General features: G+C 72.6%; 10 protein-coding genes and 1 riboswitch. Of the genes, 5 read left to right on the forward strand and 5 right to left on the reverse strand.

Annotated elements, in window-relative coordinates:
• Positions 1-7: 7 nt before the first annotated feature.
• Both WMF31_RS31865 and WMF31_RS31870 read right to left on the reverse strand, forming a co-directional pair.
• Entirely contained in the window at positions 8-1,759 is a 1,752-nt protein-coding gene (locus WMF31_RS31865; protein WP_436605555.1) for a protein kinase domain-containing protein, read from the reverse strand.
• Between the two features lie 208 nt (positions 1,760-1,967).
• Positions 1,968-4,430, reverse strand: a complete 2,463-nt coding sequence (locus WMF31_RS31870; RefSeq protein WP_436605556.1) for a sensor histidine kinase — start codon at positions 4,428-4,430, stop codon at positions 1,968-1,970.
• A gap of 272 nt (positions 4,431-4,702) precedes the next feature.
• Between WMF31_RS31870 and WMF31_RS31875 the strand changes: the two genes are divergently transcribed.
• Positions 4,703-5,632 (forward strand): MerR family transcriptional regulator, encoded by a 930-nt coding sequence (locus tag WMF31_RS31875; protein WP_436605557.1) that lies wholly within the window; start codon positions 4,703-4,705, stop codon positions 5,630-5,632.
• Here the strand turns inward: WMF31_RS31875 and WMF31_RS31880 are convergent.
• The gene (locus WMF31_RS31880; protein ID WP_436605558.1) at positions 5,607-5,846 is read right to left on the reverse strand and encodes a hypothetical protein; all 240 of its coding nucleotides are present in this window, start codon (positions 5,844-5,846) and stop codon (positions 5,607-5,609) included. The genes WMF31_RS31875 and WMF31_RS31880 overlap by 26 nt on opposite strands.
• 833 nt (positions 5,847-6,679) lie before the next feature.
• On the opposite strand from WMF31_RS31880, the gene WMF31_RS31885 reads away from it, so the two are divergent.
• Positions 6,680-7,027, forward strand: coding sequence for a four helix bundle protein (locus WMF31_RS31885; protein WP_436605559.1), 348 nt, complete (start codon positions 6,680-6,682; stop codon positions 7,025-7,027).
• A gap of 292 nt (positions 7,028-7,319) precedes the next feature.
• On the opposite strand, the gene WMF31_RS31890 is transcribed toward WMF31_RS31885, so the two are convergent.
• Entirely contained in the window at positions 7,320-9,476 is a 2,157-nt protein-coding gene (locus WMF31_RS31890) for a TonB-dependent receptor (RefSeq protein WP_436605560.1), read from the reverse strand.
• Between the two features lie 234 nt (positions 9,477-9,710).
• Positions 9,711-9,918, reverse strand: a riboswitch (cobalamin riboswitch).
• Between the two features lie 178 nt (positions 9,919-10,096).
• Positions 10,097-10,726: a Uma2 family endonuclease gene (locus WMF31_RS31895; protein WP_436605561.1), complete on the reverse strand. Its 630-nt coding sequence runs from the start codon at positions 10,724-10,726 to the stop codon at positions 10,097-10,099.
• A gap of 164 nt (positions 10,727-10,890) precedes the next feature.
• Between WMF31_RS31895 and typA the strand changes: the two genes are divergently transcribed.
• From typA to WMF31_RS31910, 3 genes are all read left to right on the forward strand, one after another.
• Entirely contained in the window at positions 10,891-12,777 is a 1,887-nt protein-coding gene (typA, locus tag WMF31_RS31900) for a translational GTPase TypA (protein WP_436605562.1), read from the forward strand.
• A 37-nt stretch (positions 12,778-12,814) separates the two neighbouring features.
• A complete protein-coding gene (locus tag WMF31_RS31905) occupies positions 12,815-13,279 on the forward strand; it encodes a hypothetical protein (protein ID WP_436605563.1) in 465 nt (154 codons plus the stop codon).
• A 612-nt stretch (positions 13,280-13,891) separates the two neighbouring features.
• Positions 13,892-14,548: a class I SAM-dependent methyltransferase gene (locus WMF31_RS31910; protein ID WP_436605564.1), complete on the forward strand. Its 657-nt coding sequence runs from the start codon at positions 13,892-13,894 to the stop codon at positions 14,546-14,548.
• The last annotated feature ends 88 nt before the right edge of the window (positions 14,549-14,636 follow it).

Consider the following 14,636-nt stretch of genomic DNA (forward strand, 5'->3'; position numbering starts at 1 on the left):
TTGCGTTTCAGTTGCGTTCGGTCGCGTTCATGCGCCGATCCTGACCGGACAGCCGCTGATCCGAGCCCGACTCGGCGTTGTTGGGGCTGGCGTGGGAGGTGAGCAGCTCCGCCACGAGATCCCGGCACTCCGGCTTGTTGCGCAGGTGGCTGAGCAGGAGGTTCGACGCCTCGCTGAACGACTTCTCGTAGGCGAGCCCCTCGCGCGTGCGCGCCGCGACCCGCTCGCGGCCCTGCGCGAGGTCCTCCTCCAGGGCCTCGGCGTAGCGGGCGAGCTGGGCGCGCAGCTCGTCGATCTGGCGGCGCAGATCGCGCGCGTTCGCCTCGCGCGCGTTCTTCTTGTGCTCGTAGCGGCCGAGCTGCTCGCGCTTCGCCTGCGCGGTCGCGGCGGCCGCGCCCGCGCGCTCGTAGACGAGCGGATCGTGGCTGCCCTGGCGGGCGGCGGCGTCGGCGAGCTGGCGCGCGGCCAGGGCGAGCTTCTCGGCGGCGGTGAGCTCGACGCGGACCTTCTCGACGTCCTCGCCGTCGGCCATCGCCTCGCGCATCACGCGCGACTCCTCGTGCGCGAGCTCCTCGACCTTGCGGCCGATCTCGGCGCGCAGCGCGCGGCCGCGGCGCTCGAGCGCCTCGAGCTTGCGGGTGAGGCTCGCGACCTCGCCCTCGAGCCGGTTGGCGCGCGCGGCGAGATCCCAGGCCTGCGCGAGGCCGTTCTGGAGCTCCTGCGGCACCTGCCCGGACGGGTAGGCGCGCGAGACCATGCGCGAGAAGAGCGCCGCGCGGCTCGCCCACTCGATGACGCCCGCGCTCTGCGGCGGCGGCGGCGGCGGCGGCAGGGGCACGCCGTCGCCCGTCTCGGTCTCCCACGCGTGGGCCGGGAGCCCGCGCTGGAGCGCCTTCAGCTCCTCCTGGAGGTGGTGGGCGTCGCGGTAGCGCTTGCGGATGTCCTTCTCGAGCAGGCGCAGCACGATCGCCTCGCCCTGCGCGTGCGCGTCGGGGCGGATCGCGCGGGGGCGCGGCGGCGCGTGGGTCCGCTGCATCTCGAGGAGGGTGTCGCGATCGTTGGCGCGGAAGGGGAGCTGCCCGGTGAGCATCTCGAAGAAGAGCACGCCGAGCGCGTAGAGATCGGACTGCGCGGTGGCCTCCTCGCCGCGGGCCTGCTCGGGCGACATGTACTCGGGCGTCCCGAAGACGGCGCCCTTCGGGGCGAGCCGCGGGTCGCGCGCGATGGCGGCGAGGCCGAAGTCGAGGATCTTCACGAAGTCCTTCCGGCCGCCGCGCTGGGTGAGCAGGATGTTGTCGCTCTTCAGGTCGCGGTGCACGACGCCGAGGTCGTGGGCGCGGGCGAGCGCGGCGCACATCTGCTCGAGGATGTCGACCGAGCGCGCGATCGGCATGGGGCCGCGCGCGAGCTCCGCCGAGAGCGGCGTGCCCACGAGGTACTCCATGACGAGGTACAGCTCGCCCTCCTCGGTCTCGCCGATGTCGTGGATATCGATGATGTGGGCGTGATCAACGCGGTTCGCGGCGCGTGCCTCGCGCAGCATCCACGCGCGGAGGTGGGTCTCTCCGCGGAGATCGGGCCGGATGAGCTTCAGGGCGACGACGCGGTCGATCAGCACGTGACGGGCGCGGTACACGACGCCCATGCCGCCTTCGCCAAGCCGTGCCTCGAGCCGGTACCGGCCGGCCACGACCTTGCCGATCAACGGATCGGCGCTCGAAGCCTTGGGACCTGCCGGTCGCTGAATCGCGCGCTCCATGGTGCCTTCGTTTCTCCTCAGCGCTCCCCGAAAGAGCGTTTCGCTTGTCTCAAAGGGCCTTATTGCGCTGTGCGGTGAGTCGGATCGCCAGCCGAAGGTATCCGTTTTGATACAGCCGGTCTACGGGGCCGCGATCGGCTCGACGAGGAATGTGCGACGCGCTCCGCGTGGGGGCGGGGTGGGAGACCGGCGCCGATCGCGCGCCCGCTCAGGCGCCGGCCGGCCGCGCCGGCGCCGGCGCATCGGCTTGCGGGCGGGAGCTCCTCGGGCGAGGATCGAGGGGCAAGCGGCACACGAAGCGCGCGCCGGCCGGCGCGCGGCGGGGCGATCCCTGGGCCGCGGGGGCGAGGGTGAGCGAGCCGCCGTGCCGCCGGACGATGTCCGTCGAGATCGAGAGCCCGAGGCCGGTGCCCTGCCCGCGCGGCTTCGTCGTGAAGAACGGGTCGAAGATGCGCTGCGCGAGATCGGCCGGCACGCCCGGGCCGCTGTCGGCGATGGCGACGGCCGCCATGTCCTCCTCGACCCAGGTCTCGATGCGGATCGCCCGCGCCGCGGGTGCCCCCTCGACCGCGGCGCCGCCCGCCGCGATCCCCTCCCCCGCGATCCCCTCCCCCGCGGCCCCCTCCCCGTCGCCGCCCGCGCCGCTCCGGGCCGCGGCGGCGCGCATCTCCTCCAGCGCCTGGATCGCGTTGACGAGGAGGTTCATGAACACCTGGTTGATCTCGCCGCCCTGGCACGTGATGGGCGGCAGCTCGCCGTAGCGCTTGACCACCTCGATGTCCGCCTGCCGGAGCCGCGGGCCGAGCAGGACCAGCGTCTCCTCGAGCCCCGCGTGCAGATCGACGGGCAGCGGCTCGCCCGGGGCGCGCGAGAAGCTCTTCAGGTTGGTGACGATGCGCACGCTGCGCGCGACCGCGCGGTGGACGACGGTCGAGATGCCGACCAGGTCCTCGAGCGCCGCCTCGGTCTGGAGCCGCTCGCGGAGCGCCTCGAGCGCGCGGCGGCGCTCCTCCGGCAGCTCGCGCTCGGCCGCCCGGTACGCGTCGAGGACGGCGCGCAGCTCCGCGGCGAGCTCCTCGATCGGCTGGGCCGCGCCGGCGATGGCGTTCAGGGGGTTGTAGATCTCGTGCGCCACGCCGGCGACGAGCACGCCGATCGAGGCGAGCCGCTCGCCCTGGATGAGCGCGGCCTGGGTGCGCCGGAGCTCGGAGAGCGCGCCGGTGAGCTCCGCGGTGCGCGCGGTCACGTTCTCCTCGAGGCCGGCGCGCTCGCGCTCGAGCTCGGCGATGGTCCGGGACAGCGCCTGCCGCATGCGCTCGACGCTCTCGCCGAGCCCCACGACCTCGGTCGGCCCGGACAGCCGCGGCACCACGGCGTCGAGCTTGCCGCGGGCGACCTCGTCGGCGGCGCGCGCGAGCTGGGCCATGGGGCGCGACAGCTCGCGCGCCGCCCGCGCGACCACGCCGAGCGCGGCGAGCACGAGGAGGGAGAACGAGGCGAACAGCGCGGTGATGGCGTTGAAGTCCTCGTTGAGGGACGAGCCGGTCGCGAGCGCGCGGTAGAGGGCGATGGCGGAGAAGAGCGAGAGGAGCCCCGTGAAGAGGAGCGGCAGCCCGAAGTCGCGGAGCATGCGGCGCCGGAGGGGCGTCGGGGGCGCGCCGCCGCGGGCGGGCGCCCCGGTCCACGCGCGCAGGAGGTCGATGACGCGGGCGACCGAGTCCTTGTGCCACGCGCGCTGGTAGAACGAGACGCCGAAGGCGAAGAGCGCGCCGAAGCCGAGCTGCATGATCGCGTCGGCGACGCTGAAGGAGGCCGCGGCGTGCGCGTGGGGCCCGGGGCGCACGTAGGCGATGCCGATCGCGGTGCACCCGAGCCACAGCGCGAAGTTGAGGGAGGCGAGGACGCCGGGGAGGCGCTCGGCGCGCGCGAGGCCGCGGGCGAGCAGCGCGGGGTCGCCGGAGGGGCCGGCGAGGAGCGCGGCGACGATGGCGCGCGTGGCGGGGCGCACCGCGAGGGTGAAGCCGAGGGTGCCGGCGAGCGCGAGGAGCGGCACGACCTTGAACCACGCCTGGAACACGATGTGGCTCTGCGTGCGGAGGAACGCGACGCTGAAGAGCAGCATGACGTGACCGCCGACGATGCCGGCGGCGGTGGCCGACTCGGCGAGCCGCGATCTGAGCGTCGCGGCGAGCGCGCGCGCCGAGGCGGCGGAGGGGGCGCCGCCCTCGGCGGCGTCCTGGCCGAGCAGGCCGCGGTAGATGGCGCGGCGCATACCGCCGGCCATGACGCCGAAGGCGACGGCGGCGACCAGGAGCCCGAGCCACGACGGGCTCTCGTGCGCCTTGGGGATCCCGAGCGCGCCCGGCCACGACGGGATCGCGGCGGCGGCGGCGCCGCGCGCGGCGAGGGGCGAGACCGCGAGCGGCCAGGAGAGGGTGCGGATCGCCGCGGCGATGGCGAAGCCGCGATCGCCGCGCCGGGCGAGCACGCCCGAGAGCGAGGTCGAGAGCGCCATCGAGGCGAGCAGGATGGCGGCCGGCCACGGCGTGGCCAGGGCCGCGGGGACGACCGCGGAGAGGAACAGGAGCGCCGAGAACAGCTCCCAGCCGCTCGCGACGAGCTCCGCGCGGACACGCGGGGCGCGGAGCAGCTGGAGGAGTGGCGTCGTCACGGGACCGGGCGGCATGGAAGCCCAGGGCGCGCCCCATCGCAACGGCGCGCAGCGGCGCGCCGGGCGGCCACGGCAGCGGAACGGCGGCAGCGCGCCGGGCGGCGGCAGCGCCGGGCGGCGGCAGCGCGCCGCGGCGGCAGCGCGCCGGGCGGCGGCAGCGCGCCGGGCGGCAGCGCGCCGGGCGGCGGCAGCGCGCCCCAGGGCGGCGCCGGCGGACTATCCTGCGCGGCGGCGTTTGACTCTCCAGCTGCTGGAGACCTCAGGGTGTCGGCGTGGCAAAGGAGCGGCTCACCATCGGCGCGCTGTCGCGACGGACGGGAGTTCCGGTCAAGACGCTCCGCTTCTACTCCGACGAGGGGCTCCTGCCCCCGTCGGGGCGATCGCGGAGCGGCTACCGGCTCTACGCCGAGCGGGACGTCGTCCGGCTCGATCTGATCCGCACCCTGCGCGAGGCAGGGCTGGGGCTGCAGACGATCCGGGCGGTGCTCGGCCGCGACATGTCGCTCAGCGACGCGCTCCGGCTGCGGCTCACCGCGGTGGAGGCGCAGATCACCGCGTTGCACCAGGTGGCCGCCGCGCTCCGCGCCGCGCTGCGCTCGGAGCCCACCGAGCAGGACATCAGGAGGTTATGCACCGTGACCAGGCTATCGAACGAGGAGAGGAGAGCCACCATCGAGCGCTTCTTCGAGCGCGTCTCCGAGGGGATCCCCATCGACGCGCAGTGGCTGCGCGGGATGATCGAGGCGAGCACGCCGAGGCTGCCGGACGAGCCCACGCCCGCGCAGCTCGACGCGTGGATCGAGCTCGCCGGGATCCTTTCGGACCCGACGTTCCTCGAGAACATGCGCGCGGACGCGGCGGACACGTGGGGCGGCGGCTTCGATGTCGCGGCCTACAAGCGCGCGAGCGACGAGGCGGCCCGCGCCGCGCGCGACGCCCGGGCTCGCGGCGTCGCGCCGTCGTCGGCCGAGGCCGCGCGGATCGTCGAGGGCTTCGTCTCGGGGTTCGCCGCGGCGTCCGGCAAGCCGGCCGACGGGGCGTTCCGCGCGTCGCTGCGCGATCGGTTCAACAGGCACGATCCGCGCGCGTCGCGCTACTGGGAGCTCGTCGCGATCATGAACGGAGAGCCCGCCTCTTCGGGGCGAGCGCCGGAGTGGGACTGGCTCACGGAGGCGGTCAAGCACCACCTGCGCGCGCCGTGACGTATCGCCGGCCGTCGAGGCGCACGCCGGCGAGGGCCTTCCGGCCCTCGACGACCTCCTCGAGGAGGGAGTCGGCGTCGACGAGGAGGTGCGCCCGCAGGCAGTCCTCGCCGGCCGAGAGCACCCTGCCCTGGTAGCGGACCTCGCCGCCGGGTCTGGCCGCGAGCCACGCCGGGCGCTCTGCGTTGCGCTCGGGAGAGGTCTCGACCCCCACCCGGCGCTCTGCGTCGCGCTCGGGAGGGGGTCTCGACCCCCAGCGGGCGCTCTGCGTTGCGCTCGGAAGGGGTCTCGACCCCCCATCTGGCACAACGTGCAACGCGTTCGGGGGGTCAGTGGCACAAAAATCCGAGATGAGGAGCGGATTTTAGCACAATTTAACCCACAAAGGACGCTCCACGGAGCGTCTCAGGGGGTTCCGGACCCCGGTGTGTCGCAATGCATTGCGGTTGAGCCAGTGTCCGACCCCCCTGCTGTGGCACAGATCGTGGCGATGGCGGCACAGATCGTGCTCGATGCGGCCAGCGTCTCCTGGATGATTCACGGGGCTACGCCATGGTGGCGCACCGCGAGCAGGTAACAGCGCCGGCTCGGGAGCTCCCGCGGCGTGCTGGGTCCACGATCGAGGCGCGCGGTGGTGTCGAAGCCCGCGCGCGCGAGCTCGGCGCCGACCTCGTCGGGATCGGAGGAAGTGACCGGCCAGCGACACGCGATGGTCCCACCTTTCGTCCAGGTGCCGCGTGCTGCCCGCGAGGAACTCCGGCGCGGACACGTGGAAGGCGAGGAGGAGCGGACCGCCTGGGCGCACGACGCGCGCCATCTCGGCGCAGGCGTGCATGCGCTTTGGGGTGCATCTCTCAAACTGACGCCACGTCGGTGGTCTTCATCTCTCCCGTCTCCCGTCTCCCGTCTCCCGTCTTCCGTCTTCCGCGTCCCCTCCCCGTCCTCGTGCGCGTGCGCGTGCGCGTTCGCGCTCCGGTTCGACCCCTTTCAGCCCGGAGTCATCCCCTTCTACGCAATTGAGCCCGCTCCTGCGACGACTTCAAAAGCATGGCTCTCCTCGACCATGAAAACCTGGACGTCTATCACTGCTCTATTGAGTTCCTTACTCTTGCGCTTCGTCTGGTCGCGCGTCTTCCTCGGGGAGAGCGGGAGCTTCGCGATCAACTCAAACGCGCAGCCATGTCAGTTCCACTCAACATCGCAGAAGGCTCGGGAAAACCGGCGATCGCAGATCGAGCACGCTTCTACGCAATCGCCCGTGGCTCTGCGATGGAATGCGGCTCACTGTTAGACGTCTGCCGTGTGGCAGGCTTTATGCCGTCTGCTGATGCGGAAGACGCGAAGACCTTGCTGGCTCGAATTGTCGCCATGCTCACGAGAATGTGTCGCGGGTGAGCGTATGGCGGCACAGTCGCGCACGCGCACGCGCACGCGCACGCGCACGAGGACGGGGAGGGGACGCGGAAGACGGAAGACGGAAGACGGAAGACGAGAGACGGAAGACGAGAGACGAGAGACGAGAGACGAGAGACGAGAGACGAGAGACGAGAGACGAGAGACGAGAGACGAGAGACGAGAGACGAGAGACGAGAGACGGAAGACGGAAGACGGAAGACGGGACGCGGGAGACGGAAAACGCCCGCCGCGATCGCGCCCACCTCCGCCGCCTCGAGCACCGCCGCCGCGCTCACTCCCAGTACAGCGTCGCCCGCCCGATCGCCGTGAACGGCCACCCCGGAGAGTAATGGATCCCGGTGACCGCGGCCGGCTCGTACGGCAGCCTCGACTCGCTCGCGAACTGCACCTCGCGCCACGTCGCGTCGAACAGGTTCTGGACGTCCACGGCCGCCTCGACGTTCCTCCACCGGAGCCCCGCGCTGGCGTCCACGACCGTGAACCCCTCGGCGGTCAGCGCCTCGTCCTCGGTCGCGGGCCGCGCGGCGATCGCCTTGACCCGCAGCGCCCCGAACGGGGTGAACGCCCCGATCGTCGGGCGCACGCCGATCCCCGCGGTCAACGTCCGGGTCGGGGCGAGGGCGACCGCATTGCCGTTGCCGGCGTTCGCGCGGAACCGCGCCCGGGTGAAGGTCGCGTCGGCGTCGGCGAAGAGCCAGCTCCCGAGCCGGTAACGCCCGCTCACCTCGATCCCGTAGCGCCGCGTCTGCCCCGACGCCTCGGTCACCCCGGCGTCGCCGCTCCAGACCAGCTCCGAGTCCAGATCGAGGAGGAACCCCGCGGCGCTCAGCGTCAGGCCGCGAAAGGGGGTGACCCTCGCGCCCACCTCGTAGCCCGTCGCGGGGGTGATGAGCGTCGCCGCGCCCTCGCCCCGCACCGCGCCCCGCGCGTCGTTCGAGTGAAAGCCCCGCCCGAAGTCCGCGAACAGGTCGAGCGCCTCGACGGGCGAGACGATCGCCATGAGCTTCGGCAAGATCTGCATCTCGCCCCGGAAACCGCTCGACCTGTCCCCGGTCCGCCCGAGATCCTCGCGCGGATCATCGACGTGGACGCCGATCCACTGCCCGCGCGCCCCGAGCACGAGGCGGAGCCAGCGCAGGAGCCGCGCGTCCTGCTCGACATAAACGCCGATCTGGCTCTCGTCGATGTGGGCCCTGTCCCGCTCCTCCAGCCGCTCGCGCGCCACGTCATGGTGGAGCGACTTGTCGATCTCGTCGGCGCGGACCTGCGCGCCGACCGACGTGGTGAACTTCGCCCCGCCGTGCTCGTAATGCCTGCGGAACCGGAGCTCGGCGCCGCCGACGACGCGATCGTCGTTCTGCTCGATCTGGTCGCCGTGGACCGGGTCCTCGCTGAAGAAGGTGAAGTTGGAGTACAGCGTGAAGCGATAGCGAGCGCCGTAGGCCATCGCATGGAAATCGGTCCCGCCCCACGCCGTCGTGTACGCCACGGACGCCATGTGCCGCTCGGTCGCCCCGCCCTCGGTCGGATCGATGGAGCCGAAGCGATCGATGCACGGCTGCCCATAGGTCGACGGCGGAGGGTTCCCGCTGTCCTGCTCGCCCTCGCCGCACACGGCGCGCGCCGGGATCTGGCCGGAGCCGTACCAGGTCGATCCATAGGACATCCAGGTCGCCTGGATCTTGCCGGCGCGGCCGACGTCGTGCGTCGCCCGGAGGAACACGTTGAAGCGCCCGAGCCGCTCCGGGCTGAGGAAGGGCCCGTCGTTCCGGTAGAGCTCCGCCGCGGCCACCGCGCGGAGGTCGTCGCCGAGCTCCGGCGACTCGATCACGAGGCCGCGCAGGATCCCGTGCTGGCCCAGGCTGAGCTGCGCATGGCTCTCCTCGAGCTTCTCCGCGAACCGAAAATTGACGGCGCCCGCCGTGCCAAAATCGCCGATTCCCGCGTAATAAGGGCCCTTGTACCCGTCGATCCCGGTCACGAGCTCCGGGATCAGGAAATAGAGATCGGTGAACCCGTGTCCATGGCCGTGGCTGACCAGGTTGACGGGGACGCCGTCGACGAAGAACGCGACGTCCGTCCCGTGATCCGCGTCGAAGCCGCGGAGAAAATACTGGTTCGCCTTGCCGCCACCCGCGTGCTGCACGGCGAAGAGCCCTGGCACCGCCTCGACGATGTCGCCTGGCCGGAGCCTCGGCCTGAGCTCGAGCTCGCGGTGTCCGACGGAGACGCGCGACGCAGCCTCGCCGCCTGGCCTCTCCGCGCGGACGGTGACCTCGAGCGCGCCGCCGTCGTCCGTGGCCGCCGCGCCGCCCGCGGGCGCCTCGGCGCGCGCGAGGCGCGCGATGGCCAGCACGGTGGATAGAACGGCGAGCCCGGGGAGCGGAATCCGGCGCCCAGGGCCTCTCGTGATCGTCTCGCGCAGCACGCGTGTCCTCCTTCGCTGCCATCGTCCGGAGCGGCGCTGGACCGCTCGCATCGCGCTCGCGAGGAGGAAAAGCTGGCTACGGCGCCATGCGCCGGACCGACCTCTCGCCCCCGCGGGCGACCGAGAGGCAACGCGGGGGGCAGGACGGAATCCGGGACGTGCGCAGGGGAGCTGCGGCGGCTCGGACCGGACCGCCTCCCTCGAGGCTCCCAGGTCGAACCGGCGCCAGATGTCTCCTGCCGCCGGATGCTGGCAGGTCTTCGGGCTTGCGAGCGCTCCGGCCTGGCCGGCTTCCTACTGTCCACCGCTTCCCAGCCCTCGACGGGCCAGTGCGTGTCGTGGAGGTCGTTCTCGCTTACCGCTGCGGGGCAGCCCCGGAATCTCACCGGGTTCCCTAGTCAGCCTGGGCGAGCGCCCAGGCACCAGCACGGCGCGCACCCTAGGGCGGCGCTCGCTCGTCTGTCAACCGCCTCGTGGGAGCTCGGCGCCGGTCGTCCGCTGGCGGAGCTCGGCGCCGGTCGTCCGCTGGCGGAGCTCGGCGCCGGTCGTCCGCTGGCCCCGTTGGCGAAGGGCTCTCGGCGAAGGGCTACTCTTCAGGATCCCCGGCGGCCCGCGCCGCGTCAGCCTCCGCCTCGCCGGCGCAGCTCGGCCTCCAGCTCGGCGATGCGGCGCTCGGCCGCCCTGCGCGCCTCGGCCTCCGCCCGGCGCGCCTCGGCCTCCGCCCTGGCGCTCTCGCTCGGCGTCGGCAGCAGCTCGCGGCCGGCCGCGTCGCGGGCCAGGCGCAGGGCGACGGGCTGGCCCTCCGCGGGCGCCACGACCCAGTACAGGCCCAGCGCGTCGCACGCCGCGCGATCTCCCTCCACGTCACGCTCGACCAGGTCGCCGTCGACCCGATCCCAGACCCGCAGCCGCTCCCCTTCCTCCGCCGCCGGATCGAAGCGCACGAGCTCGACGACGCCGAGCTCGTGGTACCGCGCGAGCTTCTCCGCCCACGGCGCCGGCTCCGCGTCGCTGTCGCTGACGATCTCCACGGCGAGCTCCGGGGCGCCGCGCTCCCACGTCTTCCACGACCGGAACGGCGTGTCCGGCGTCCCGAGGCGCACGAACGCGTCCGGCGCCACGCAGCGCGACGGATCGGACGCGTGCCAGTACACGAACTGGTCGCTCCCGATGCTGTGGCGGTCCGCGAAGCGCTTGAGCACCAGGTAGAGCAGCGTTCTCAGCTCGAGGTGGCGCTTGGTCTCGGGCACTTCCGCCTCGTCAGGGAAATGGATCGGCGACGGGCGGCGGCGATGCCGCCGCGTCTCGCTCGGCGGGGCAAGCTTTCCCGTGGGCAACATCGCGAGGGATTTTACCGCCGCGCCCGGCGCGCGTCCAAGCCGCATCCCCGGCCGGACGATCGAGCTCGTGCAGGATGGGCTCGCTCCTCCGTGTGCCGCGTGCTACACGGCCGCCGCCGTATATGCCGCGTAAAGACCTTCGCAACATCGCCATCGTCGCCCACGTCGACCACGGGAAGACCACGCTCGTCGATCACATGCTGCGCCAGTCGGGCGCCTTCCGAGAGAACGAGGTCGTGGCCGAGCGGGTCATGGACTCGAACGACCTCGAGCGGGAGCGCGGCATCACCATCCTCGCGAAGAACACCAGCGTCCGGTACCGCGGGATCAAGATCAACGTCGTCGACACGCCCGGCCACTCCGACTTCGGCGGGGAGGTCGAGCGCACGCTGATGATGGCCGACGGGGCGCTGCTCCTCGTCGACGCCGCCGAGGGCCCGCTGCCGCAGACCCGGTTCGTGCTGTCGAAGTGCCTCCAGCGCGGCTTCCCGGTCATCGTCGTCATCAACAAGATCGACCGCAGCGACGCGCGCGCCCACGAGGTGCTCTCCGAGGTGTTCGACCTCTTCTGCGACCTCGAGGCGAGCGACGCGCAGATGGACTTCGCGACGCTCTACGCGATCGGGAAGCTCGGCCAGGCCAAGCGCGAGCTCGAGCACGAGGCCAAGGACCTCGAGCCGCTCTTCGAGACCATCCTCGAGCGGATCCCCGGGCCGTCCGGCGACCCCGAGGGGCCGCTCCAGGTCATCGTCTGCAACACGACGCACGACGAGTACGTGGGGCGGATCGCGGTCGGCCGCGTGATGCGGGGCACCGCCCGCTCCGGCGCCGACGTCACGCTCCTCGGCGAGGCGGGGCCGTCGCGCGGCTACGTGAAGGTGCTCTACGCCTACGAGGGGCTCAAGCGCGTCCCGGTCGAGAGCGCCGCCGCGGGCGAGGTGGTGGCGATCGCGGGGCTCGAGTCGGTCACGATCGGCGACACGATCACCGATCCGTCGACCCCCGAGGCGCTGCCCCGGATCGTCGTCGAGGAGCCGACGATCAAGATGAAGATCGGCGTGAACACGTCGACGTTCGCCGGCAAGAGCAAGCAGTCGAAGTTCCTCACGAGCCGTCACCTGAAGGAGCGGCTCGAGCGCGAGGCGATGAAGAACCTCGCGATCCGGGTGGAGCCGACCGAGGTGCCGGACACGTTCGTCGTGCTCGGCCGCGGCGAGCTCCAGCTCGCGATCCTGGTCGAGACGATGCGGCGCGAGGGCTACGAGATGCAGCTCTCGAACCCCGAGGTGGTCACGCGCGAGATCGACGGCGAGGTCATGGAGCCGGTCGAGCTCGTGGTCGTGGACGTGCCGGACACCTACGTGGGCGTCGTGACCGAGCGCCTGGGCACGCGGCGCGGCCGGATGGTGAAGATGACGAACCCCGGCTTCGGGCGCGCGCGCCTGGAGTTCCGCGTGCCGTCGCGCGGGCTCATCGGCTTCCGGGGCGAGTTCCTGACGGCGACGCGCGGGACGGGCCTGCTCAACACGATGTTCGACGGCTGGGCCCCCTGGGGCGGCCCCATGATGCGCCGCCCGACCGGGGCCATCGTCGCCGACCGCACCGGCGTGGCGACCCCGTACGCGCTGCACCACCTGCAGCCGCGCGGCACGTTCTTCATCGTCCCCGGCGTCGAGGTCTACGAGGGGATGATCATCGGCGAGCACAACCGGCCGAACGACACCGACGTCAACGTGATCAAGGAGAAGAAGCTGTCGAACGTGCGCAACCACGGCAAGGACGAGAACGTCCTGCTCGCCAGCCCGCGGCTGCTCACGATCGAGACGGCGATGGAGTGGATCGACGGCGACGAGCTCGTCGAGGTCACGCCCGACGCGGTGCGCGTCCGCAAGAAGGTGCTCGCGTGCAACCGCCGCGAGCGCCGCGAGGACGCCATCGAGCAGGCGCAGTCGGTGGAGTGATCGACGCGGCGAGCGCGCCCCGGTGTAGGATGCCGGCATGCGAACGGCGCTGATCTCGACATTCTTGGCTTCGCTCGTGGCGCTCGCGGGGGCGAGCGGCTGCGGCGGCAACGTGGTCGTCGACGGGGAGCCCACCGGCTCCGGGGGGACCGGCGCGGTCGGGACGAGCGGCGCCGGCACGGGCGCCACGGCGCCGGGCCCCTCCCCGATGGAGTCGTGCCACGCCTTCTGCGCGCTCTTCGACCCGGCGTGCCCCGACAACGCGTGTCGAGCGCAGTGCGCATCGCTGCTCTCCGGACCGCGTGAGTGCAGCGCCCAGGCCGGGGAGTACTTCGAGTGCATGACGGGCATCTACATCCCCGACGACACGCCCTGCGCGTGGGTCTCGGACTGGCTCGAGCCGCTCTTCGCGTGCATGGACACCGCGATTCCCTGCAGGACCGACTTCGCGGCCCCGTGCATCGAGGTCTTCGAAGAGTACAAGACCTGTCAGCGCGAGTGAGCGCCGGCGGGCGGGGCGCTCTCCGCCTGACCGGCGGCGGGCCTGCCGGCCCGGGCCGCGCTCGTGACGGCGAGCGCTCGACCGGAGGGCGCGCGGAGCGCCCTTCGCCGGGTTACAAAAGCGCTCGGGCCGAGAGACGCGCTCGGCCCGAGGGGGGCGTTTTCGTGACAGACCGCCCGGCGACTTACCTGCGATAGCCCGTCCACTACTACTCGCACCGCCAGCACGTTCATACCAGGCCCGCGGGAGCGATGGCCAGTCCGAACTGCACCACGATCCCGGCCTCGATGCGGGTTTGGGCATTGTGGAGGATGGATCCTCCTTCTCGAAGATTGTTTGAGAGCGCCGGCGCGAGACATCCATCTTCGATGCCGGAAGGCACGACGCCGAGCGCCGCATCGACGCCTGGACCTGGCGCCGAGCGCGGGGGGAGCGCGGTCGCGGGGAGCGGGCTGTCGGGAGAGCGCGGCCCTCGGCGCCCGGGCGATCGCGCGGCGCCGCGGCGGGCCCCCCGGGGCTGGAGCACCTCCGGGACCGGGATCGCCACGATCGGGGTGTAATGAGCGCGCGCGCCGTGCGTCCCCCGGGGAGACGTTCCACGGAGGAGACGCCATGAACACGACCGCTCGATACATTCACGCCCTCGGCCCGGCCGCCCTGACACGCTTCTACGACCCGGTGGTGCGCTGGGTGATGCGCGAGGACGCCTTCCGGAGCCGGGTCCTCACGCACGCAGAGCTCGCCCCCGGCCAGCGGCTGCTCGACGTGGGGTGCGGCACGGGCACCCTGGCCCTGCTCGCGAAGCAGCGCCACCCCGGCGTGGAGGTCCGCGGCGTCGACGGCGACGACAAGGTCCTCGCCCTCGCCCGCGAGAAGGACGAGCGCGCCGGCGCGGGCGTGCGCTTCGAGCGCGCCCTCGCCTGGGCGCTGCCGTACCCGGACGGCACGTTCGACCGCGTGGTGTCCACCCTGATGTTCCACCACCTCACCGCGGACGACAAGCAGCGGACGGCGCGGGAGATCGTCCGCGTGCTCCGTCCGGGCGGCGCGCTGGTCCTCGCCGACCTCGGGTCGCCGCGCAGCGCGCCGGGCCGCGCCCTCGCGCGGGCGCTCTTCCGGGCCTCGCGGTTCGAGGATCACCTCGCGGGCAGGCTCCCCGCGCTGCTCGCCGGCGCGGGGCTCTCCGAGGTGGCCGAGGTCGACCAGCACGACGTGGGGCCCCTGCCCATCGCGGTGATCAGGGGCCATAAGCCGCGCGGGGACGGCTGACGCCGCGCGCCGCGGCCCCCCTCCTGCGCGAGCGTTGCTGGACGCCCGGCCGCACAAGAACCATGGTGTGATTATCCAGACGGCACCG

It is taken from the genome of Sorangium sp. So ce1036 (assembly GCF_051369805.1).
In the GTDB taxonomy this organism is placed as follows: Bacteria; Myxococcota_A; Polyangia; order Polyangiales; family Polyangiaceae; genus Sorangium; species Sorangium cellulosum_F.